This window comes from Micromonospora sp. CMU55-4 (genome assembly GCF_011602315.1).
In the GTDB taxonomy this organism is placed as follows: domain Bacteria; phylum Actinomycetota; class Actinomycetes; order Mycobacteriales; family Micromonosporaceae; genus Micromonospora; species Micromonospora chalcea.
In genome coordinates, this window is sequence record NZ_JAAOLH010000014.1 from 64916 (window position 1) to 87553 (window position 22638).

Genomic DNA, 22638 nt, shown 5'->3' on the forward strand with positions numbered 1-22638 from the left:
CTGGGGAGGGTGGCAGTGCCGGAGATCTTGCCGACGACGTGGGTCGGTGCGACCGCGAAACAGATCGCCCGGGCGGTACGCCGTGGCGACGTCTCCGCCACCCAGGTCGTCGCCGACCACCTGGATCACGTCACCCGGGTCGACGCCGACCTGGCCGCGTTCCGCACGGTACGCGGCGGTGAGGCGATCACCGAGGCGGAGAAGGTCGACGAGCAGGAGGAACTGGCGAACCTCCCGCTCGCCGGCGTGCCGGTGGCGGTCAAGGAGAACACGCCGGTGGCCGGCCTGCCCACGTGGAACGGGTCGGCCGCCATGCGTACACCGGTGGCGGAGGCCGACCACGAGGTGGTCCGGCGGCTGCGCGGAGCGGGCGCGGTGATCCTGGGCGTGACCCGGATGCCGGAACTGGGCCTGTGGGCGCTCACCGACGACGACACCGCTGCCACCCGCAACCCGTGGGATCCGGCGCGTACCCCCGGCGGCTCCTCCGGCGGCGCGGCCGCCGCGGTGGCCGCCGGGCTGGTGCCGATGGCGCACGGCAACGACGGCCTCGGGTCGATCCGCATCCCGGCGGCCTGCTGCGGCCTGGTCGGGCTCAAGCCCGGCCGGGGCGTGGTGCCCTGCCAGCTCGGCGCGGACGACTGGTTCGGCCTGACCGAGCACGGCATGCTCACCAGCACCGTGGCCGACGCGGTGGTCGGTTTCTCGGTGCTGGCCGGTCGCCGGCCGGACAAGCTGGTCCCGCCGGCGCGGCTACGGGTCGGCGTCTCGCTGCGCTCGCCGGTGCGCGGCGTCTCGCCGGACGCCCCGAACCGGGACGCGGTGGCCGCCGCCGGCCGCCTGCTCGCCGCCGCCGGTCACGACACCGTGCCCACCGACCCGGTCTACCCGACCCGGCTCGGCCTGCAGGGCATCGCCACCTGGTTCGCGGCGGCCGCCGCCGACGTGCGCGCCGCCGGGGTCGCCCCGCGCCAGCTCCAGCGCCGCAGCCGCCGGCACGTCACGCTCGGCGAGTGGGCGCAGCGCCGGGGGTACGTGCGGGAGGCCGACCGGGCGGCCTGGCGCGAACGGTCGGTGAACTTCTTCGCGGACAACTCGATCGACCTGCTGCTCACCCCGGCGCTGGCCGGGCCGCCGCCGGAGGCCGCCGGCTGGTCCGGCCGCTCCTGGCTGGCGAACATGTCGGCGAACATCAGGTACGCCCCGTACGCGGCGCCGTGGAACATCGCCGGGCTGCCGTCGATCGTGGTGCCGGTCGGCCGCCGCCCGGACGGGCTGCCGGTGGGCGTGCAGTTCGTCGGCCCGCCCGGCTCCGAGCTGCTGCTGCTCGGCGTGGCCGGTCAGTTCGAGATGCAGGCGCCGTGGGCCCGGCACGCCCCCGGCTACCCCCGCGTCGGAACGGGGTCGCCGGCCACCGCGTGATCGTCTAGCGTGTGCGCACCCTGTCGCGCACACCAACTCGGACGGTCCCCGATGAACTGCCAGACCTGCGGGGACGCCACGTCCCCGGCCTTTGAGGAGTGCCAGCGCTGCGGTACGCGCGTCGGCCAACCCGCCGTGAGTCCCGGCGTGCCCACGTACGGCGTGCGCGGACTGGCGGTGGCCGGGGCGTCCGCGGTCGGCGCCGCCACCCTGTGCTACCTGCTCACGGCTCTGTTCCCGCTGGTTGGTGTGCGGATGGCCCGCTCGGCCGCCGAGCAGCTCGACCGGGACGTGCTGCTCGGCGCGGTGCTGGTCGAGGTGCTGTTCACCCTGCCCTACCTGCTCGCCCTGCTGACCGCGGGGACGCTCGTGGTGATCTGGACCTGGCGGGCGCGCAAGAACCTGGACGCCTTCCCGGGCGCCGTGCCGAGCCTGAGCCCGGCGTGGGCGATCGCCGGCTGGCTGGTGCCGTTCGCCAACCTCGTGGTGCCGGCCCGGGTGCTCGCCGACCTGCTCCGGAACAGCGTCTGGCAGCGCCGCCAGTCGTGGCTGGTCGGGGTGTGGTGGGTGAGCTGGCTGGTGTTCCTGATCGGTGACCGGTTCGTCGCGCAGGCGCAGCAGCAGCGGTACGACCGGCTGACCGAGCTGCCCCGCAACGACGCGGAGTTCGGCACGTACGTGCGCTACTACGAGGAGGCGCTCGCGCCCCGGCTGGTGCCGGCCTTGGCCTGCCTGGTCGCCGGGATCGCGTTCGTCGTGCTGATCCGCCGGATCTCCGCCGCCCAGCAGGACCGGCTCGCCCGGGCCGTGCCCGCGTGGCCGGGTCAGCAGGGGTGGCCGGGTCAGCCGGCGTGGCCGGGTCAGCCGGGCGGGCCGGGGCACCCCGACCGGCCCGCTTCCGTCGCGTCGGTGCCGCCCGCGCCGTCGGCCACGTCGGCGCAGATCCCACCGGGGCCGGGTGGCACGATCGGGGCATGACGGAACTGGTCGGTCTCGCCGACGTTCAAGCTGCGCGGGAACTGCTCGGCGGTGTCACCCGTACCACCCCGCTGGAGCCGTCCCGGCCGCTCAGCGCCGCGCTCGGCGGGCCGGTCTGGCTCAAGTGCGAGAACCTGCAACGCGCCGGGTCGTACAAGGTGCGTGGCGCGTACGTGCGGATCTCCCGCCTCTCGGCCGAGGAGCGGGCCCGGGGCGTGGTCGCGGCGAGCGCCGGCAACCACGCCCAGGGGGTGGCGCTCGCCGCCGGGCTGGTCGGCGCGCACGCCACCGTCTTCATGCCGGTGAACGCGCCGCTGCCGAAGGTCGCCGCGACCAAGGGGTACGGCGCGCAGGTCGAGCTGGTCGGCAACACGGTGGACGAGTCGCTCGTCGCGGCGCAGACCTTCGCCGAGCGGACCGGTGCGGTGTTCATCCACCCGTTCGACCACGCGGACGTGATCGCCGGTCAGGGCACCGTCGCGCTGGAGATCCTCGAACAGTGCCCGGACGTGCGCACCATCGTGACCGGGGTGGGCGGTGGCGGACTGGTCTCCGGGATGGCGGTGGCGGCCAAGGCGCTGCGTCCCGACGTACGGGTGATCGGGGTCCAGGCGGCGAGCGCCGCCGCCTTCCCGCCCTCGCTGCGGGCCGGCGAGCCGGTACGCCTGCCCTCGTTCGCGACGATCGCCGACGGGATCGCCGTCGGCCGGCCGGGGGAGCTGACCTTCACCCACGTCCGCAAGCTCGTCGACGACGTCGTCACGGTCTCCGAGGAGGACATCTCCCGGGCGCTGCTGATGCTGCTGGAACGCGGCAAGCAGGTGGTCGAGCCGGCCGGCGCGGTAGGGGTGGCGGCGCTGCTGTCCGGCGCGGTTGAGGTGACCGCGCCGGTGGTGGCGGTGCTCTCCGGCGGCAACATCGATCCGCTGCTCATGCTCCGGGTGATCGAGCACGGTCTGGCGGCGGCCGGCCGTTTCCTGCGGATCACGGTGCGCTGCGTCGACCGGCCCGGCCAGCTCGCCTCGCTGCTCGGCGAGATCGCCGAGCACCGCGCCAACGTGGTGGACGTGGTGCACCAGCGGGCCAACCCGCATCTGCGCCTGGGCGAGGTGGAGGTGGCCCTGTCCGTGGAGACGCGCGGGGTGGAGCACTCGGACACCCTGATCAGCGCGTTGCGGGCCAGCGGCTACCAGGTGGTCTTCACCGGCGAGGGCTGAGCCCCTCGGTGGAACACCGACGTCACAGCGGAACGCGAACGCCCCGGCCGGATGATCCGGTCGGGGCGTTCGGGTGTGCGGCTCGGGTCCGAGGAGCCTGTCAGCCTCGGTCGGGTTCGGGACCCGAGCCATCCGGCGCGGGTCCGGAAGGTCAGCCGCTGTACGGCTCGAAGGAGACGATGGTCACCTTGATATCGGCGCCGCTCGGCGCGGTGTAGGTGCAGGTCTGCCCCGCCTTGCCGCCGAGGATGGCCTGGCCGAGCGCGGACTCGGGGCTGTACACCGTCAGGTCGGTGGTGGAGGCGATCTCCCGGGAGCCCAGCAGGAACGTCTCGCTGTCGTCCGCGTCGTCGTCGAAGTAGATCGTCACGACCATGCCCGGCGACACCGCGTCGGTGTCCGGAGCCTCACCGACCTTGGCGGTGCGCAGCAGCTCCTTGAGGTAGAGAATGCGGCCCTCGGCCTTGCCCTGCTCCTCGCGGGCGGCGTGGTAGCCACCGTTCTCCCGCAGGTCGCCCTCCTCGCGCCGGGCGTTGATCTCGGCAGCGATGACCGGCCGGTTGGCGATCAGCTCGTCGAGCTCTGCCTGCAGACGGTCGTAGGCGTCCTGGGACAGCCAGGTGGCGGGCGCCTCGTTTCCATTTGTGGACACAGGCGGTCTCCTCGGTTGGTGCGGACTGGCTGACAGGTGAACTTGCAAGGCTACCAGTGCCGCACACGTCGAGGTGTGCTCAATCACCCCGGTGCCGGCGACGGGACCGGGGTGCGGTTGCCGGCGGCTCGCCGGCGCTCCGGCTCAGCCGGCCGGCCGGCAGCGCAACACCTCACCGATGAACGGCCGGGCGCTCGTGGGCACCTCCTGGCGGGTCCGGATGTGGCGCTGGCCCGGCTCGGCGCTCACAGTGGTCTCGATGCTGCCCACCTGGGCACCGTCGTGCGAGCGGGCCCGCAGCAGACAGGTGGCGGAGCCACCCGGCGGCACGGTGACCCGGAAGTCGACTGTCACCCGGGAGTCGGTGATGTCGGAGTAGCTGATCATCTCGCCCTGGTACTCCGGGTCGCCGTACTGGTAGTAGAGCTTCGCCGCGCCCAGCCCGAGGACGGCGAGCAGGACCGCCACCGTCAGGGCGAGCAGGACCGGCCGGCGGCGCCCCGGCTCCCGGCGTCGGCCGTACCGGCCGGGCGGGTAGACCGGCGCCTCCGCGGCGACTGTGGCGTGCGTCTCGCTCACCGGCGGGTATCTCCTGGCGTTGTTGTCGGCGGCATCGGCAAGAATGGCTAGGTCCATCTTCCCAGCCCGGCGCTGAGTCAAGGATGGCAGGTCGGCCTGGACCGGCGGGCGTGGCCCTGGCCACTCCGGTGGCGGCCCCCGACCGGCCGTCACGGGGGCTTTCGCGGGCGCGGGGGGAGATTCCGGCAGGTCAGCCGACCGGAGGGTGGTCGGCGGGCACAGACGAGGAGCGCCGAAGGTGGCAGAACAGCTGCGTCTCATGGCGGTGCACGCCCATCCCGACGACGAGTCGAGCAAGGGTGCCGCCACCATGGCGAAATACGTCGCCGAGGGGGTGGACGTCCTCGTCGTCACCGCGACCGGTGGCGAACGGGGCAGCGTGCTCAACCCGAAGATGGACCGCCCCGACGTGTGGGCCAACATCGGTGACATCCGGCGGGCCGAGATGGACGCCGCCCGGGCGATCCTCGGCGTCGAGCAGGCGTGGCTCGGCTTCGTCGACTCCGGGCTGCCCGAGGGCGACCCGCTGCCGCCGCTGCCGGAGGGCTGCTTCGCCCTGCAGGACGTGGACGTCGCCGCCGCGCCGCTGGTGCGCCTGATGCGGCAGTTCCGCCCGCACGTCGTCACCACGTACGACGAGGAGGGCGGCTACCCGCACCCCGACCACATCATGACCCACAAGGTCACCGTGGCGGCGTTCGACGCGGCCGGTGACCCGGAGCGCCATCCCGAGCTGGGCGAGCCGTGGCAGCCGCTCAAGCTCTACTACGACGTGGGCTTCTCCCGGGCCAAGATCATGAGCCTGCACGAGGCGGTGCTCGAAGCCGGGCTCGAATCGCCGTACGGCGAGTGGATGAAGCGCTGGGACGAGCGCCCCGACAAGGGTGCGCGGATCACCACCCGGGTCGAGTGCGCCGACTACTTCCCGGTCCGCGACGACGCCCTGCGCGCCCACGCCACCCAGATCGACCCGGACGGGTTCTGGTTCCAGGTGCCGATGGAACTGCAGAAGCGCGCCTGGCCGACGGAGGACTTCCAACTCGCCCGGTCGCTGGTGGACAGCCCGCTGCCCGAGTCCGACCTCTTCGCGGGCGTACGGGAGGCGTGCCGTGCCCACTGACCGGGCCGGGGTCTACCCTGGTGCGCAGTCGCACATCGGAGGAACACCATGCTGACCGCCGTCGAGGTGCTCGCACAGAACAACTTCGGTGACACCCGCACGGGTGGTCTGGCCGGTCCGATGGGCCTCTTCCTCATCGTTGCGCTGGCCACCGTCACCGTCCTGCTGATCCGCAACATGAACGCCCGGCTGCGCCGGCTGCCCGACCGCTTCCCGCACCAGGGCGCCCCGGGCCGGGCCGATTCCGCAGTCGCCGATCCGACAGAAGGGCTCGTCGAGCAGGATTCACCGACGAACACGCCCAGCGGCTCCCAGCAGCGACGGAACAGCTGAACGCCGCGTGAATCACGCCCAAGCCGGTCGTCGCCCCCTGTTGCGACCACCGGCTTTGGCTTAGCCTTCCGCCGGGGGGACCGTCAGGCCCCGGACCCTGCGCGGAAGGGGGACGCCGATGTCGAAGGCAGCACCGGCCCCCGGCCATGCCTCCGCCCGGCCCGGTGACGGGGCGGCCCCGTGACCACCGAGCCGGCCGACCGTCCCCCGGACCGGGTCGGCCTGCGCGGGACGCCGACGGGCGTCGTCGTGTTGACCGTCGCGGTCGCGTTCACCGGTCTGCTGGCCGCCGTCCTCGGCCTGGTCGTCCCGCCACACCTCCCGGTGGACCACCCGCTGCCCGGCCCGGCGCGGTTCGGCATCGCCACTGTCGCGTTCGCGGTTGCCCAACTCGCCCGGCTGCGCTTCCGTACCGCTTCGGGGATGGTGAGCATCACCTGGGGCGAGGCCGCGCTGGTGGTCTGCCTCTGGCTGGTGCCGGCCGGCTGGCTTCCGGCCGCCGCCCTGCTGGGCGTGGGCACCGCCTGGACCGTGATGTCGGTGGTGTCGGACCGTCGACCGGCCCTGGAACTGGCGGGGATCGCCGGCTCGCTCACCGCCGCCACCGCGCTCGCGGCGGCCGTCGCGACCGCCCTCGGCCCGCCGCTGCTCGCCGCGCCCACCCCCGAGCTCGCGCTCACGCTCACCGCCGCCGCGGTGACGTACCTGCTCACCACCGCCTTCCTGGGCGCCGTGACGCTCGCGCTGCGGCACGGCATCCCGATGGGGCCGCCGCTGTTCGCCGCGCTGCGCGGCAAGCTGCTCATGTTCGTCGGCAACGTGGCGGTCGGCCTGGTGGTCGTCGCGCTGCTCGAACTCGACGCGCGCTGGCTGCTGCTCCTGCCGCCGCCGCTCTGGCTGCTCCAGCAGACCTACCGGCACCGGCTGCGGGCCGACCATGAACGGCGGACCTGGCGGGCGTTCGCCGAGGCCACCGCCGCGCTCAACCAGCTCGACGAGCGGGGCGTGGCGACCGCCGCGGTGACCGGAGCGCTCACGCTGTTCGGCGCCGAACTGGTCGAGGTCGACGTGGCCCGGGGCGAGGGACGCTGGCGCCGGTACCGGGCCGACCGTGGCGGGCAGGTCCGGGACCGGGAGGTGGAACCCGCCGGGTGCGCCGGCGTCGCCGAGCACGAGTTGATGCGCCGGCTCGTCGTGGGCTCCGCCGAGGTCGGCCGGCTGCGGGTGCGGTTCGCCCGGTCCGCCCCGCCGAGCGCCCGGGAACGCGACGGCGTGGCGGCCTTCGGGGACGCGCTCGCCGCCGCCCTGCACGACGCCGCCACGCATCGGGAGCTGCGGCTTGTCACCGCCCGCTCGTCGTACGACGCGGTGCACGACCAGCTCACCGGCCTGCTGAACCGGGCGGCGCTGCTCACCAAGGGGGACCAGGCGTTGCGGCAGCGCCCGCACGACCACCCGGTGGCCCTGCTGCTGCTCGACGTGAACCAGTTCAAGGAGGTGAACGACACGCTCGGGCACTCGGCGGGCGACCAGCTGCTGCGGCTCACCGCCAGCCGCCTCGCCGCGCTGACCCGGCCGGGCGACCTGCTCGGGCGGCTCGGCGGCGACGAGTTCGCGCTGCTGCTGACCTCGGTGCCGATGGTCGAGGACCGGACGGCCCCGCTGGCGTACGCGCTGCGCCAGGCCCGGGAGGTCGCCGAACGCCTCGCCGCCCCGACCGAGGTGGCCGGGGTACGGATGTCCGTCGAGGTGGCAGTGGGCGTGGTGGTGGCCGACGCGGGCGCGGCCGACCTGACCGAGCTGCTGCGGCGCGCCGACATCGCCATGTACCAGGCGAAGGAGGGCGGCGGCAGCGTCGCCGCGTACGACAGCTCCCGCGACGCGGCGAGCACCGACCACCTGGCGTTGCTCGCGGAGATGCGGGAGGCGCTGGCCGCCGACGACCAGCTGGTCCTGGCGTTGCAGCCGGCGGTGGACCTGGCCACCGGCGCGCCGACCGGCGTGGAGGCGCTGATCCGGTGGCGGCACCCGCGCCGGGGATGGCTCGGCCCGGCCGACTTCATCCGCCCGGTGGAGAACAGCGAGCAGCTCGGCAGCTTCACCCGGTACGTGCTGGACAAGGCGCTGGCCGTGGCGTCCGCGTGGGCGCGGGACGGGCTGGACGTCCCCATCTCGGTGAACCTGTCCGCGCGCAGCCTGCTCGACCCGCGACTGCCCGCCGAGATCGACGAGGCGCTTCGCCGCCACCAGGTCCCGCCGCACCGGCTGGTCCTGGAGATCACCGAGACGGTGGTGATGAGCGAGCTGGAGATCATCGACGAGGTGCTGGCCACGCTGCGCGCCATGGGCGTGCAGCTCGCGGTGGACGACTTCGGCACCGGTTTCTCCTCGCTGACGTTCCTCACCCGGATCGCCGTGGACGAGCTGAAGGTGGACCGGTCGTTCGTGCTCCGGATGGCCGACTCGCCCGAGGCGGCGGCGATCGTCCGGACCACCGTCGGGCTGGCCCACGAGTTGGGGCTGCGGGTCGTGGCCGAGGGCGTCGAGACCGCCGAGCAGCGCACCGCGCTGGCCGAGCTGGGCTGCACAGCCGCCCAGGGCTACCACTTCTTCAAGCCGATGCCCGCCGACAAGATCGCGGCGGTGCTCGGGTCGCTGCGCGACGGCGCCCGGGGCAACGTCTTCCCGCTGCGCGCCGACGGCGCTTCCTGACGCCTGCCGCACCGGCGGCGTCGGAAGGCGATGGTGGATAGGGTCGGGTGGTGAACCGACTCGCCAAGGCCACCTCGCCATATCTGCTCCAGCACGCCGACAACCCGGTCGACTGGTGGCCGTGGTGCGAGGAGGCGTTCGCCGAGGCGAAGCGGCGCGACGTGCCGGTGCTGATCTCGGTCGGTTACGCGGCCTGCCACTGGTGTCATGTGATGGCTCACGAGTCGTTCGAGAACGAGGCAGTGGCCCGGCTGATGAACGACGACTTCGTCTGCGTGAAGGTCGACCGCGAGGAGCGCCCCGACGTCGACGCGGTCTACATGACCGCCACCCAGGCGATGACCGGGCAGGGCGGCTGGCCGATGACCGTCTTCGCGACGCCGGACGGCACCCCGTTCTTCTGCGGCACGTACTTCCCGCGCGCCAACTTCATCCGCCTGCTCGGCTCGGTCGCCACCGCCTGGCGCGACCAGCGCGAGGCGGTGCTGCGCCAGGGCGCCGCCGTGGTCGAGGCGATCGGCGGCGCGCAGGCGGTCGGCGGCGTGACCGCGCCGCTCACCGCCGACCTGCTCGACGCCGCCGCGAGCCAGCTCGCCCGGGAGTACGACGAGACGAACGGCGGTTTCGGCGGCGCGCCGAAGTTCCCGCCGCACATGAACCTGCTCTTCCTGCTCCGGCACCACCAGCGCACCGGCTCGGCGCGCAGCCTGGAGATCGTCCGGCACACCTGCGAGGCGATGGCCCGAGGCGGCCTCAACGACCAGCTCGCCGGTGGGTTCGCCCGCTACTCGGTGGACGGCCACTGGACGGTGCCGCACTTCGAGAAGATGCTCTACGACAACGCACTGCTGCTGCGCGTCTACACCCAGCTCTGGCGGCTCACCGGCGACGGGCTGGCCCGCCGGGTGGCCCGCGACACCGCCCGGTTCCTCGCCGACGAGCTGCACCGGGCCGGTGAAGGCTTCGCCTCGGCGCTGGACGCGGACACCGAGGGCGTCGAGGGGCTCACCTACGTCTGGACGCCCGACCAGCTCGTCGAGGTGCTGGGGGCCGACGACGGCCGGTTCGCCGCCGACCTGTTCGAGGTCACCGCCGAGGGCACGTTCGAGCACGGCAGCAGCGTGCTGCGGCTGGCCCGGGACGTCGACGACGCCGACCCGGCGGTGCGGGCCCGATGGCAGGACGTGGTGGGCCGGCTGCTCGCCGCCCGCGACACCCGCCCGCAGCCGGCCCGCGACGACAAGGTTGTGGCCGCCTGGAACGGGCTCGCGATCACCGCCATCGCCGAGTTCCAGCAGGTCGCCGCGCTGCTCGTGTCCCCGGACGACGAGGACGCGAACCTGATGGACGGCGTGCTGATCGTCTCCGACGGCGCGATGCGGGACGCCGCCGAGCACCTGGCCACCGTGCACGTGGTGGACGGGCGGCTGCGCCGGGTCTCCCGGGACAAGGTCGTGGGCGAGCCGGCCGGGGTGCTGGAGGACTACGGCTGCGTCGCCGAGGCGTTCTGCGCGATGCACCAGCTCACCGGCGAGGGGCGGTGGCTGAGCCTGGCCGGTGAGCTGCTCGATGTGGCGCTGGCCCGGTTCGCCGGCCCGGACGGCGCCTTCTACGACACCGCCGACGACGCCGAGCGCCTGGTCACCCGGCCCGCCGACCCGACCGACAACGCGACCCCGTCGGGCCGCTCGGCGATCGTCGCGGCGCTCGTGGCGTACGCGGCGCTGACCGGGGAGACCCGCTACCGGGAGGCGGCCGAGCAGACGCTGTCGACTGTCGCGCCGATCGTCGACCGGCACGCCCGGTTCACCGGCTACGCCGCCACTGTCGGCGAGGCGCTGCTGTCCGGGCCGTACGAGATCGCGGTGGCGACCGGCGACCCGGAGGGCGACCCGCTGGTGGCCGCCGCCCGGCGCCACGCCCCGCCCGGCGCGGTGGTGGTGGCCGGCGCCCCGGACCAGCCCGGCGTGCCGCTGCTGGCCGGACGGCCGTTCGTCGACGGGCGGCCCGCCGCGTACGTCTGCCGGGGCTTCGTCTGCCAGCGGCCGGTGACCGGCGTCGAGGAGCTGGTCGCGCAGCTCGGCTGAGCGGAGCGGGCCGGGCCGCCCTCGCGGTCCGGCCCGGCACCGGCCCTTATAGGCTGGCGGCGCTATGGACTCCCGTACCGGTCTCCCCGTCGTGGGCATGGTGGGTGGCGGCCAGCTCGCCCGGATGACCCACCAGGCCGCCATCGCCCTCGGCCAGTCGCTGCGCGTGCTGGCGCTCGCCCCGGACGACGGCGCCGCGCTGGTCGCCGCCGACGTCCAGTACGGCGACCACACCGACCTGGCCGCGCTGCGTACGTTCGCCAAGGGCTGCGACGTGGTCACCTTCGACCACGAGCACGTGCCCAACGAGCACATCCGCGCGTTGACCGACGAGGGCGTGAAGCTGTTCCCGCCGGCCGAGGCGCTGGTGCACGCGCAGGACAAGCGGGTGATGCGGGAACGGCTCGGTGAGCTGGGCGCGCCGAACCCGGCCTGGCGTCCGGTGGAGTCCCCGGCCGACCTGGTCGCCTTCGGCGAGGAGACCGGCTGGCCGGTGGTGCTCAAGGCCGCCCGGGGCGGCTACGACGGGCGCGGCGTCTGGATGGTCGACGACGCCGGCGCGGCCGGTGAGCTGGCCGCCACGCTGCTCGCCGGTGGCACGCCGCTGCTGGTCGAGGAGCGGGTGAAGCTGCGCCGGGAACTGGCCGTGCAGGTGGCGCGGTCGCCGTTCGGGCAGGTCGCCGCGTACCCCGTGGTGGAGACGGTGCAGCGCGACGGCATCTGCGTCGAGGTGCTGGCGCCCGCGCCCGACCTGCCGGAGGAGCAGGCCGTCGCCGCGCAGCAGCTCGCCATCGACCTCGCGACCGCGCTCGGTGTGGTCGGCCTGCTCGCGGTGGAGCTGTTCGACACGCCGTCCGGGCTGGTCGTCAACGAGCTGGCCATGCGGCCGCACAACTCCGGGCACTGGACCATCGAGGGGGCCCGGACCTCGCAGTTCGAGCAGCACCTGCGGGCGGTCCTCGACTACCCGATGGGGGACACCTCGCTGACCGCGCCGGTCGTGGTGATGGCGAACGTGCTCGGCGGCGAGCCGGGCGGCATCTCCATCGACGAGCGGCTGCACCACCTGTTCGCCGCCGAGCCCGGGGCCAAGGTCCACCTGTACGGCAAGCAGGTCCGCCCCGGCCGCAAGATCGGGCACGTCACCGTGCTCGGCAACGACCTTGAGGACGTACGGGCCCGGGCCGCGCGTGCCGCCCGCTGGCTTCAGGAGGGGCACTGATGAGCACCGTCGGGCTGATCATGGGCAGCGACTCGGACTGGCCGGTCATGCGGGCCGCCGCCGAGGCGCTGGACGAGTTCGGCGTGCCGTACGAGGTGGGCGTGGTCTCGGCGCACCGCACCCCGGGCAAGATGATCGAGTACGGCCGGGCCGCCGCCGGCCGGGGCGTTCAGGTGATCATCGCGGGCGCGGGCGGGGCGGCCCACCTGCCCGGCATGGTCGCCTCGGTCACCCCGCTGCCGGTGATCGGTGTCCCGGTGCCGCTGAAGTACCTGGACGGGATGGACTCGCTGCTGTCCATCGTGCAGATGCCGGCCGGTGTGCCGGTCGCCACCGTCTCGATCGGCAACGCCCGCAACGCCGGCCTGCTGGCGGTACGCATCCTGGGCGCCTCCGACCCGGTGCTGCGCGACAGGATGGCCGCCTACCAGGCGAGCCTGGAGGATCTGGTCGTCGAGAAGGAAGCCGCGCTGCGCGCCTCCCTCACCTGACCGTTCGTCACTCTTCGTACTTAACTCGGCTGGTTGCTGAGCGTGACCGGCTGGGTGGGCGGCTGTTTGTGCCCTCCGCCGACTTTGCTCTGCAGCCATCGACGCAGCGCGGCCTTGACCTGCGGTTCTGCGTTTCCTTGAAATTGGCTCCGCACCGGCACTCGTCACGGTGGGTGACCGTTGCCTCCGTGGCTGCAGAGCAAAGTCGGCAGGGAGGTGCCCCGCCCGCCCCGGCACTTCGACACGGAGTGTGACCGGACTGAACGGCCGGGGAGACGCCGCGAGCCGGCCGGGCAAGGCGCTGCGGACCGGCCGGCAGAGTGCCGCGGACCGGCCGGGTGAGGTGCCGCGGACCGGCCGGGTGAGGTGCCGCGGACCGGCGGCACGCGGACCGGCGGCGGGCGAGTCGGGCGTGAGTCGGGCGGGCCCGGCACCGCCAGGCCCGCTCGGCTCACCGCATGCCGCGCAGCGCGGTCTGCAGGCGCTCCTGGGCGCGGCGGCGACGCTCGTTGCTCGCGCCCAGTGCCAGCAGCACGATGCCGACCGGGATCAGCACCAGCCACGGGCCGAGGCTGAACAGCGCGTGCACGGCCGCGATCGCGGTCACCGCGGCGCCCACGATCACCGGGGCCTGCTGCCGGCTGGTCGAGCCGAAGATGAGCACCGCGACGGCGCCGAGCAGCAGCAGCACCTGACGCAGCATGCTGGAGTCGGTGGCGATCACGATCGCCAGCGTGGGCAGGAAAGCGGTGACGAGCGCCGGGCCGTACGCCACCCAGCTCGACAGGTCGGGCCGGTGGCGCAGTTGCAGCACCCCGACCAGCAGGGCGAGCGCCGCGAACGGCAGCGTGTACGCCTCCGGCAGCGCCACGTCGGCCACCCGCATCAGGATCCACCAGGCGCTGATCTCGCAGGCCACTACCGCCCAGAACAGCAGGTTGCGCTCCATCGGCCGGCGCCCCGGACGGGTGGCCGCCACCCCGAGGACCGCGCCCCACGCGGCCAGCAGCGCGGCGATGTGCCGGGGCGAGTCGTACGCCAGGGCCAGCGCGATGAGCGCCGCCCCGAAGCCGCTCCACTCGACGGTGGCCGCCTCCCGGTACGCCTCGGGGCGGCGCAGCCGGGGCAGCGTGGCGGCGAAGACCTGCAACGCCGCGCCGACAGCGAGTACCCCGAAGGCGGACCAGACCGCGGCGAGCCCGGACTTCAGGCCGACGGTGAGCACGAAGAGTTGCGCCATCAGCGAGCCGAACAGCCAGCCCAGGATGCGGGCACGCTGGGTGGTGCCGAACAGCGCGGCGACGGCGCCCACGCCCACCGCGCCGCCGAGCGTGAACACGGTCAGGTCGCTGGTGGCGAGGCTGCCGGCCAGCCCGGCGCCACCGGCGGCCAGCCCGAGGGCGAAGACCAGCACCCGGGCCACCCGGATCGACCGGCCCGGCTCGGCCAGCGCCGGCGGTGGGGTCAGCGCCAGGCCGAGCATCGAGATGGTGAACACCGCCAGCGCGGCCAGCGCGGTCACCGGCCAGCCCCGGCCGAGCGCCACCGGCGTGATCAGCAGCGTGACCGCCGCCCCGGGCAGGATCACCGGCACCGCACGGGACCGCCGGCCCCCGCTGAACCCGGTGGCGGCGAGCGCCGCTGTCACTGTGAGCAGCAGCGCGGTGAGCACGTGGGTGGGATTCACCGCGTTCGCCGGCGGGGTCAGCAGCTCCGGTGGCGGCCCCTGCCACACCCGGCTCAGCACCGCGAACGGCGAGAACAACGCCACCACAAGCGCGGGCGCCAGTGTGGCCAGCGCCAGCGCGGTGGGCAACGCCGCGGCGGCGAGCGCGCCGGCGGCCGGGCTGACCCGCCAGCGCAGCACCGGATCGTCCGGGTCACGTCGCATCGCCCCGTTCAGCAGGACGGTCCAGCGGCGTACCGGCCGGGCCGAGCCGGCGGGCGGGACCGTGGAGGCCCGTACCAGTTCGGCGAGCACGCCGAGCAGCGCGGCGGCGGCGGCGAACACGCCCGCCGGCAGGCCGACCGCGAGCGCGGCGGCAGCGGTGACGGTGGCCGCGCCGACCACCGCCACGCTGGCGAACGGGAGGTACTGCGGCACGTACCGGCGCGCGGCCGCGATCGCGGCCAGACCGATGCTGGTGGCGGCCAGCGCGGCGGTCAGCACCACCTGGGGCGGGTGGCCGAACGCGGCGGCCAGGGCGGCCACCGCGCCGGGCAGGGCGAGCACCGCGGCGCCCGCGCCGGCGCCGCCCACCTGCACCAGGTGCGGCGGCATGCCCTCGGCGCGTACGTCGTCCACGAGCGACGGCGCGAGCGTACGGGCCAGGGCGGCCACCGTCGCCCCGATCAGCGCGATGCTGCCGAGCGCCAGCGCCGTGGTCCCCGGGCGGACCAGTCCCGCCCCGGCCGCGTGCAGCGCGACCACACCGGCCACCGTGGCCCGGGACAGCGAGGCCCGGGGATCGACAGCGGCCACGGCCGCCATGCCGTAGACAGTGGCCACCATTGCGCCCACCACCACCGGGGACCACCAGGGCAACTCGAACGCGGCCGGCGCGCCCACCGTGGCGAGCACGACGGCCAGGCCAGAAACGTCGTACTTCCACGGCGCCGGCAGCAGGACGGCGGCGGTCACCGCGAGCAGCACCAGCGCGACCGGTGCCTGCCAGGTCGACCCGCCCGTCGGCGCGGCCGGCCACCCGCTCAGGTCCCCGGCCCAGATCGGGCCGGGGGTGGCCAGCACGCCGAGCCCGCCGCGCAGCGCGCTCCAGGCGGCGATCAGGCCGAGGAGCAGGCCACCGGCGGCGATGCCGAGGATCGGTCCGCGCCGCCACTCCTCCGGCAGCGCCCGGGCCGCCACCGCGACCAGCAGCACCAGCGCGGAGGCCACCACGAGCTGACCGCCGGGGGCGAGCACCGCGGCGATCCGGGCCAGTGTGGCGACGAGCGCCACGGTGGTGGCGGCCAGGGCCAGGTCGGACCCGTCCAGGGACATGTCGGCCCGGCGCCCCGCGTCGATGCGCGGCGCGAGCGCCAGCAGCGCGGCGGCGACCAGGAGCAGACTGCCCACCCAGGCGTCCGCCGAGGTCGCGCCCGGCGCGCCGAACGCGGCGGCGGCGACGGCCACCGTGCCGAGCACGGTGCCCAGCGCGTGCGGAATGCTCAGGTGCCGCTGCGCCACCTGCACCAGGGCGGCGTAGCCGAGCGTGACGCAGACGGCGAGGAAGCTCGCCGCGAGGATCGGAACGGTGATCTCGCGCAGGTTCGCCGGAGTGGCGATCGGCGGGGTCGGCGCGGTGGCGGCGACGAACGCGGCGACGGCGCCCGGCAGCGCGAACGCCGCGCCGCCGGCCGCCCAGGCGCAGACGGTGTCGGTCGCGGCGGCGGCGAGCCGGACCCGAGGGGCGAGGGAGACCAGCGCGCCGGCCAGGAAGAGCAGCGTCAGCGCCGCGGCGGTCAGCGCCGGCCGGGCGAGCGCGGCGCCGGCGCCGATCAGGCCCAGCCCGGCCGCGGTGACCGCGTGTGTCACCGCCGCGCGTTCGGTGCCGGCGCTCAGCCCGAGCACACCGACGACGACCGCGGTCAGCAGCATCGGCCAGCAGGCCGCCGCCCACCCCAGGCCGAGCGACGCGGGTACGGCGAGCGCGGTGAGCGCCGCGCCGACCACCGCGAACTCACGCCGGATCTCGGGCGGCAGCGCGATCACGGCGGCGACGGTGAGCAGCAGCGCGCTGGCGGCGAGCTGCCAGCCGGTCGGGCCGACCGCCCGGGCCAGCTCGGCGTGCCATCCGCTCAGGTCCGCCGACCAGGCCGGCAGCGCGGCCCGGAGCGGCGCCAGCCCGGCGCGCAGCGCGCCACCGGCGACCACCAGGCCGCTGACCGTGAGCGCCACCGCCGACGCGAGCTGCGGACCCCGCCGGGCCGCCTCCGGTACGGCCCGGACGGCGAGCCCGGTCAGCGCGATGACGGCGGAGATCAGCAGCAGGGACCGGCCCGGCAGGGCCACCGAGGCGACCCGGCCGAGCGCGCCGATCACCGCGAGCGTGAGGATGCCGGCGCCGACATCGGGCAGCGGCGGCCGGCGCAGCACGAGCGTGCCGGCCAGCGCGACCAGCGCGGCGAGCAGCAGCACCGCGCCCGATGCGGCGGCCGGCGGGACGGTGGCGGCGCGCAGCAGGCCGGTGACCGCGTACGCCAGCGCGACAGCGACCGCCACGCCGTGCAGCAGCCAGGTCAGCTCGGGCAGCCACGGCACCGGCCGGGCGGTGGCGGCCGGCTCCGGGGGAGCGTCCCCGCCGAGCACCTCGCCGACCTCCTCCGGCGCCGACTCGGGCCGGTCCTCGTCGGCGCGTTGCCGGGGCGGGACGGGCGGGGTCGGCGCGGTGGCGGGCAGGTCACGCCGGACCGGCCGCTCACGTACCACAGCGGAACGGACGAGCGCGAGGTCGAGCACGGCCACCGCGGTGAGCACCAGCGCCCAGCCGACCGGCCCGGTGATCCGCTCGTACGCCAGCAGCGGCAGCACCGGCTGGGCGGCGAGCACTGTGGCGAAGCGTGGCGCGCGCAGACCCGTCCCGTACGCGTACCCCAGGGCGACGAGCGTGGTGACCAGGAAGATCGTCCCGGCGAACGCGGCACCTGATCCGTCGCCGCCGATCCGGTCCACGGCCCAGAGCGCGTACCCGGCCAGCGGCACCAGCAGCAACCCGACCGCGGCGACGGTCTCGGCGGTGGAGGTCAGCCCGCGCCGGGCCAGGACCGGCGGGGCGACGAGCATCAGCGCCGTCGCCACCAGCAGTACGCCGAGACGAGCCAGCGCGTCCATCGAGCTGGTGGCCACCGCCGCGAAGACCACCGCGGCGACGCCGAGCAGGAGCGCGCCCAGCCCCAGCGGGATGTTCTGCACCTCGCGCGAGGACGCCTCGGGCGGGTGCTCCGGGTCGTCCGCATCGAGCCAGCGGGGGCGACCGCGCGGCGGCGACGGAGGCAGGTCCTCCGGCGGCCCGGGCGGCGAGGTGCCCTGGCGGGGCACCCGGGGCGGCGCGCCGGTGGCGGCGGTGGGCGGGCGGCGGCCGGGCCGGCGGCGCAGGACCCGGCGCGGCCGGGTGGCCTGCCGGACCCGTTCCTCACCGGCGTGCGCCAGGATGTCCCGCTGGAAGAGGGCGGCCTGCATCTTGGCGGCGATCTGCCGCTGTTCCCGGGCGATCTCGGCGTCGCGGGCCTTCATCTCGGCGATCGAGCGCTCGATGTCGGCCAGGTGCTCGGCCCACTGCGGCTGGTGCGCGCCGCAGTGCGGGCAGACGACGGCGGGCTTGATGTCCTGCCCGCACGAGGCGCACCTGAAGCTCTCCACGACAGTCTCCCGTCCGCCCGTGCCCTCGCACTGTGGACCTCCCAGAGGCAGCATGCCTTGAGTGGGCCGGGATTTCGACAGTTGCCGCCGCGTTCCGGACAACAAAAAGCGGACCGGCCGCCGGGAGACGTTCCCGGCGGCCGGTCCGCGCGGTCATCGGATCAGGGGCGGCCCATGCCGCGGTACTCCCAGCCGGCCTGCGTCCACAGTGTGGAGTCGAGGCAGTTGCGCCCGTCGACCACCTTGCGGCCGTTGGCCAGCTCGCCCAGGGCCACCGGGTCGGCGTTGCGGAACTCGGCCCACTCGGTGAGCACGCAGACCAGGTCGGCGCCGCGGACGGCGTCGTTCATGGTCTCCTCGTACGTCAGCTCGGGCACCGCGCGGCGCGCGTTCTCGATCCCCTGCGGGTCGAACACGTGCACGTCGGCGCCGGCCTTGCCGAGCAGCGCGGCGACCGCGAGCGCCGGCGCGTCGCGTACGTCGTCGGTGTTGGGCTTGAACGTGGCGCCGAGCACCGCGACGCGGGTGCCGGACAGGTCCGGCCCGGCCGGGCCGGAGCGGCGGCCGAGCAACTCGGCGGCGAGCTGCACGACGCGGCTGCGCCGGCGCAGGTTGATCAGGTCGACCTCGTGCAGGAAGCGCAGCGCCTCACCGGCGCCCAGCTCCTGCGCGCGGGCCTGGAAGGCGCGGATGTCCTTGGGCAGGCACGCGCCGCCGAAGCCGAGTCCGGCCTGGAGGAAGCGGTTGCCGATGCGCGGGTCGTAGCCGATCGAGCGGGCCAGCTGGGTGACGTCGCCGCCGGCGGCCTCGCAGACCTCCGCCATCGCGTTGATGAAGGAGATCTTGGTGGCGAGGAACGCGTTCGCGGCGACCTTGACCAGCTCGGCGGTGGCGAAGTCGGTGACCACGAGCGGTACCTCGCGGTCCTCGGTGGCGGCGAGGTCGAAGACGCCCTTGTGCGCGGCGTAGAGCATGCCGTTTGCCCACTCGCTCTTGACGCCGACCACGATCCGGTTCGGACGCAGCACGTCGTCGACGGCGAAGCCCTCCTGGAGGAACTCGGGGCTCCACGCCACCTCGACGCCGAGGTCGGCCGGGCTGTGCTTGCCGACGAGCTGCTCCACCCACTCGGCGGTGCCCACCGGCACGGTGGACTTGCCGACGATCAGCGCCTTACGGGTCAGGTGCTGGGCCAGGCTGGTCACGGACGCCTCGACGTACGACAGGTCGGCGCCCATGCCGTCGGCCCGCTGCGGGGTGCCGACGCAGATGAAGTGGACGTCGCCGAAGTCGGCGGTCTCGTTGATGTCCGTGCTGAATCGCAGCCGGCCCGCGGCCAGGTTGCGCCGCAGCAGCTCGTCGAGGCCGGGCTCGTGGATCGGCACCTCACCGGCGTTCAGCTTGGCGATCTTGTCCGCGTCGACGTCGAAGCCGAGCACCTCGTAGCCCAGTTCGGCGTAGCAGATGGCGTAGGTCGCACCGAGGTAGCCGGTGCCGAGGAACGTCACCCGGGGGCGGGGGGCGCCGGACGGCGGGGTCACCGCGGCGATGGCGGGCATCGGCTGGGTGTTCGGGTACGGAATCGTCACGCCTGTCTTCTCCGCTCGCACTGGCGGCGCTTCCATGCGTCGCATTCTGCTGGGGGCGCCTGGGCCGGGCACCGAGGGAACTGAATTTCTGCTGTGAGGGTAGTGGGGCCGGGCGGGCGACGCTCGGGCGCGAGCCTACCCGCCGGTAAGGTCCGGCAGGGGCCGGTGGCTATCCTTCAGTTTGCGGCAGTCTTCGGCCCCCGGGCGGTACAGACTGCGCATGATAGCGGTGAAAGGGGAGGGCCGACATGGCCGCAGAGCAGTCGTTCGACGTCTACCGGTTGCCGGAGGAGCACGAGGCGATCCGGGAGGCGGTCCGTGAGGTCTGTGCGGCCAAGGTGGCACCGCATGCCGCTGAGGCCGATGAGACAGGTGAGTTCCCGAAGGCGTCCTACGAGGCGCTGCGGTCCGCCGACTTCCACGCCCCGCACATCCCGGTCGAGTACGGCGGCGCCGGCGCGGACGCGCTGGCCACGGCCATCGTGATCGAGGAGGTGGCGCGGGCCTGCGCCTCGTCCTCGCTGATCCCGGCGGTGAACAAGCTGGGCACCATGCCGCTGCTGCTGGCCGGCTCCGAGGAGCTCAAGCGCAAGTACCTGACTCCGGTAGCGGCCGGGGAGGGCATGTTCTCCTACTGCCTCTCCGAGCCGGAGGCGGGCTCCGACGCCGCCGCGATGACCACCAAGGCGGTACGCGACGGCGACCACTGGGTGCTCAACGGCGTGAAGCGGTGGATCACCAACGCGGGCGTCTCCGAGTACTACACCGTCTTCGCCGTGACCGATCCCACAGCCCGGTCGAAGGGCATCTCCGCCTTCGTCGTGGAGAAGTCCGACCCGGGCGTCAGCTTCGGCGCCCCGGAGAAGAAGCTCGGCATCAAGGGCTCGCCGACCCGCGAGGTCTACTTCGACAACGTGCGGATCCCGGCCGACCGCATGATCGGCGCCGAGGGCACCGGCTTCGCCACCGCCATGAAGACGCTGGACCACACCCGGGTCACCATCGCCGCGCAGGCCGTCGGCATCGCCCAGGGCGCGCTGGACTACGCCAAGGGCTACGTCCAGGAGCGCAAGCAGTTCGGCAAGCCGGTCGCCGACTTCCAGGGCATCCAGTTCATGCTCGCCGACATGGGCATGAAGCTGGAGGCGGCCCGGCAGCTCACGTACGCCGCCGCCGGCAGGTCCGAGCGCGGCGACGCGGATCTGACCTACTTCGGCGCGGCCGCGAAGTGCTTCGCGTCGGACGCCGCCATGGAGATCACCACCGACGCGGTCCAGTTGCTCGGCGGCTACGGCTACACCCGCGACTACCCGGTCGAGCGGATGATGCGGGATGCCAAGATCACCCAGATCTACGAGGGCACCAACCAGGTGCAGCGCATCGTCATGGCCCGTCAGCTGCTCAAGGGCTGACCGGAGGCGTTCGGGCGGGCGGGCCGGTGCACACCGGCCCGCCCGCGCTCGTTCAACGGCTCTCGGTGCCCTCCGGCCGGCCCGCGCCGCGCGGCGGGGCGGACCACGGCGACTCGCCGCCGGTACGGCGGGGCAGCGGCTCGGTCGGGCTCTCGGGGTACGCCAGCGTGAGCGGTGGCGTGTCCGGGTCCTTCGCCGGCGCCGGAGGCCAGTCGGTGAGCGTCGGCTTGTGCTCCACCGGCGCGGCGGCCGGGGTCAGCTCCGCCTCGGCCGGCGCGGGTGTGGCGGGACGCCGCCAGCGGCTCGTGCTGAACACGGCCATCAGCAGCAGCACGCCGATGAGGAACAGCGTGCCGTTGTCGAGCGGGTCGCGCAGCGGCAGCGGGTCACCGAGCAGCTTCAGGTCACCGGGCACCCGGTCCCGCACGCTGAACGGCGCGACGAACAGCCCGAGGTACGGGACCGCGAGCAGCAGGCCGGCCACGAGCGGGCCGAGCGGCGAGAAGCGCAACGTGCCGAGCAGGCCGAGCAGGATGCCGGCGACGCCCAGATAGACGGCCGGCTCGATCAGGTTCGGCGTGCTGTACGTCCCGATCTCCACCCAGCGGTCGACGGTCCGCTCAGATCCGTCCTGACCGAGCGTGACGAGCACCCAGGTGACGGGCGCCACCGCCAACCCGGCGAGGAAGCTCCAGAGATGTCGCATCCGCGCACCGTACCGTTTTCGGCATGACAGATCATCCCGCGGTCCCGCCGGGTAAACCGACCTCGTACTCCCGCGTCACGCTCAGTCGCATCATGACCGCGGTCGATGTCAATCTGTACGGGACCGTGCACGGTGGGGTACTGATGAAATTTGTGGACGACGTTGCCGGCGCGGCGGCGGCCCGGCACAGTGGCGGCACCGCGGTGACCGCCTCCATCGATGAGATCGTCTTCTCCGAGCCGGTCCGGGTGGGCGACCTCGTGCACGCGCACGCCCAGATCAACTGGACCGGCAGCACCTCGATGGAGGTCGGGGTGAAGGTGGTCGCCGAGCGCTGGGACTCGGCCGAGGAGGAACCGGTCCGGGTCGCCACCGCGTACCTGGTCTTCGTGGGCGTCGACGTGGGTGGCACGCCCCGTCCGGTCCGGCCGGTGCTGCCGGAGACGCCGGAGGACGAGCGCCGCTTCCGGGAGGCCGAGATCCGGCGGGCGCACCGGCTGGCCCGCCGCCGGGCGATCCAGGCCCACCGCGCCGGCTGAGGTGTAAGGAAGGGCCCCTTGTTAACGCCTCCGGTAGAGGAGGGGACCCCTATTAACACCCCCGCCGACACACGCCGCCTCCACCGGCGCCTGGACACCCGCGGAGGGCGAGGTGTTAACAAGGGGCCCTTCCTCTACCGGAGGCGTTAATAGGGGGCCCTTCCTTACACGCGGGCCACATGGGGTGGGGGTGCGGGGTGTGGGCGGGCCACGCCCCGTG

General features: G+C 74.2%; 16 protein-coding genes. 11 read left to right on the top strand and 5 right to left on the bottom strand.

Annotated features, from left to right (window positions below; all coding sequences use genetic code 11):
• Window positions 1-9: 9 nt before the first annotated feature.
• The 3 genes from HA073_RS22845 (at window position 10) to ilvA (ending at window position 3617) form a co-directional block, all read left to right on the top strand.
• Window positions 10-1422, top strand: a complete 1413-nt coding sequence (locus HA073_RS22845) for an amidase (protein ID WP_043326513.1) — start codon at window positions 10-12, stop codon at window positions 1420-1422.
• A gap of 147 nt (window positions 1423-1569) precedes the next feature.
• Window positions 1570-2400: a DUF4328 domain-containing protein gene (locus HA073_RS22850; RefSeq protein ID WP_280841791.1), complete on the top strand. Its 831-nt coding sequence runs from the start codon at window positions 1570-1572 to the stop codon at window positions 2398-2400.
• Window positions 2397-3617, top strand: coding sequence for a threonine ammonia-lyase (gene ilvA / locus HA073_RS22855; protein WP_043326509.1), 1221 nt, complete (start codon window positions 2397-2399; stop codon window positions 3615-3617). Before HA073_RS22850 ends, ilvA begins: the two co-directional genes overlap by 4 nt.
• A 151-nt stretch (window positions 3618-3768) precedes the next feature.
• Here the strand turns inward: ilvA and greA are convergent, their stop codons facing one another.
• Together greA and HA073_RS22865 are read right to left on the bottom strand one after the other, a co-directional pair.
• Window positions 3769-4269, bottom strand: coding sequence for a transcription elongation factor GreA (greA, locus tag HA073_RS22860; protein ID WP_043326508.1), 501 nt, complete (start codon window positions 4267-4269; stop codon window positions 3769-3771).
• Window positions 4270-4413: 144 nt separating this feature from the next.
• A complete protein-coding gene (locus HA073_RS22865; RefSeq protein ID WP_043326506.1) occupies window positions 4414-4848 on the bottom strand; it encodes a DUF4307 domain-containing protein in 435 nt (144 codons plus the stop codon).
• Window positions 4849-5086: 238 nt separating this feature from the next.
• On the opposite strand from HA073_RS22865, the gene mca reads away from it, so the two are divergent.
• The 6 genes from mca to purE all read left to right on the top strand — a co-directional run bounded on the left by mca (window position 5087) and on the right by purE (window position 12813).
• Window positions 5087-5968, top strand: a complete 882-nt coding sequence (gene mca, locus HA073_RS22870) for a mycothiol conjugate amidase Mca (RefSeq protein ID WP_043326504.1) — start codon at window positions 5087-5089, stop codon at window positions 5966-5968.
• 48 nt (window positions 5969-6016) lie between these two features.
• Window positions 6017-6301, top strand: a complete 285-nt coding sequence (locus HA073_RS22875) for a hypothetical protein (RefSeq protein ID WP_104114278.1) — start codon at window positions 6017-6019, stop codon at window positions 6299-6301.
• Window positions 6302-6523: 222 nt separating this feature from the next.
• A complete protein-coding gene (locus HA073_RS22880; RefSeq protein WP_205798294.1) occupies window positions 6524-9013 on the top strand; it encodes a bifunctional diguanylate cyclase/phosphodiesterase in 2490 nt (829 codons plus the stop codon).
• 50 nt (window positions 9014-9063) lie between these two features.
• Entirely contained in the window at window positions 9064-11100 is a 2037-nt protein-coding gene (locus HA073_RS22885; protein ID WP_166457242.1) for a thioredoxin domain-containing protein, read from the top strand.
• A gap of 64 nt (window positions 11101-11164) precedes the next feature.
• Window positions 11165-12322 carry a 5-(carboxyamino)imidazole ribonucleotide synthase gene (locus tag HA073_RS22890; RefSeq protein WP_166457243.1) on the top strand — a complete coding sequence of 386 codons (1158 nt, stop codon included), beginning with the start codon at window positions 11165-11167 and terminating at the stop codon, window positions 12320-12322.
• On the top strand, window positions 12322-12813 hold the full coding sequence (gene purE / locus HA073_RS22895; protein ID WP_166457244.1) for a 5-(carboxyamino)imidazole ribonucleotide mutase: 492 nt from the start codon (window positions 12322-12324) through the stop codon (window positions 12811-12813). Before HA073_RS22890 ends, purE begins: the two co-directional genes overlap by 1 nt.
• A gap of 451 nt (window positions 12814-13264) precedes the next feature.
• On the opposite strand, the gene HA073_RS22900 is transcribed toward purE, so the two are convergent.
• Window positions 13265-18172 carry an SCO7613 C-terminal domain-containing membrane protein gene (locus HA073_RS22900; RefSeq protein WP_166457245.1) on the bottom strand — a complete coding sequence of 1636 codons (4908 nt, stop codon included), beginning with the start codon at window positions 18170-18172 and terminating at the stop codon, window positions 13265-13267.
• A gap of 161 nt (window positions 18173-18333) precedes the next feature.
• Window positions 18334-19761 (bottom strand): UDP-glucose/GDP-mannose dehydrogenase family protein, encoded by a 1428-nt coding sequence (locus tag HA073_RS22905; RefSeq protein ID WP_043326489.1) that lies wholly within the window; start codon window positions 19759-19761, stop codon window positions 18334-18336.
• Window positions 19762-20009: 248 nt separating this feature from the next.
• Here HA073_RS22905 and HA073_RS22910 point away from each other — a divergent pair, with 248 nt between their 5' ends.
• Window positions 20010-21173 (top strand): acyl-CoA dehydrogenase family protein, encoded by a 1164-nt coding sequence (locus HA073_RS22910; RefSeq protein ID WP_043326488.1) that lies wholly within the window; start codon window positions 20010-20012, stop codon window positions 21171-21173.
• Window positions 21174-21225: 52 nt separating this feature from the next.
• Here HA073_RS22910 and HA073_RS22915 read toward each other — a convergent pair whose 3' ends face one another.
• Window positions 21226-21879: a hypothetical protein gene (locus HA073_RS22915; protein WP_064447700.1), complete on the bottom strand. Its 654-nt coding sequence runs from the start codon at window positions 21877-21879 to the stop codon at window positions 21226-21228.
• A 23-nt stretch (window positions 21880-21902) separates the two neighbouring features.
• Here HA073_RS22915 and HA073_RS22920 point away from each other — a divergent pair, with 23 nt between their 5' ends.
• A complete protein-coding gene (locus tag HA073_RS22920; RefSeq protein WP_030501344.1) occupies window positions 21903-22418 on the top strand; it encodes an acyl-CoA thioesterase in 516 nt (171 codons plus the stop codon).
• Window positions 22419-22638: the final 220 nt, after the last annotated feature.

Coding starts and splice junctions, on each gene's coding strand:
- ilvA (WP_043326509.1), top strand. CDS start 2,397: ATGACGGAACTGGTCGGTCTCGCCGACGTTCAAGCTGCGCGGGAACTG.
- HA073_RS22875 (WP_104114278.1), top strand. CDS start 6,017: ATGCTGACCGCCGTCGAGGTGCTCGCACAGAACAACTTCGGTGACACC.
- HA073_RS22890 (WP_166457243.1), top strand. CDS start 11,165: ATGGACTCCCGTACCGGTCTCCCCGTCGTGGGCATGGTGGGTGGCGGC.
- purE (WP_166457244.1), top strand. CDS start 12,322: ATGAGCACCGTCGGGCTGATCATGGGCAGCGACTCGGACTGGCCGGTC.
- HA073_RS22910 (WP_043326488.1), top strand. CDS start 20,010: ATGGCCGCAGAGCAGTCGTTCGACGTCTACCGGTTGCCGGAGGAGCAC.
- HA073_RS22915 (WP_064447700.1), bottom strand. CDS start 21,879: ATGCGACATCTCTGGAGCTTCCTCGCCGGGTTGGCGGTGGCGCCCGTC.
- HA073_RS22920 (WP_030501344.1), top strand. CDS start 21,903: ATGACAGATCATCCCGCGGTCCCGCCGGGTAAACCGACCTCGTACTCC.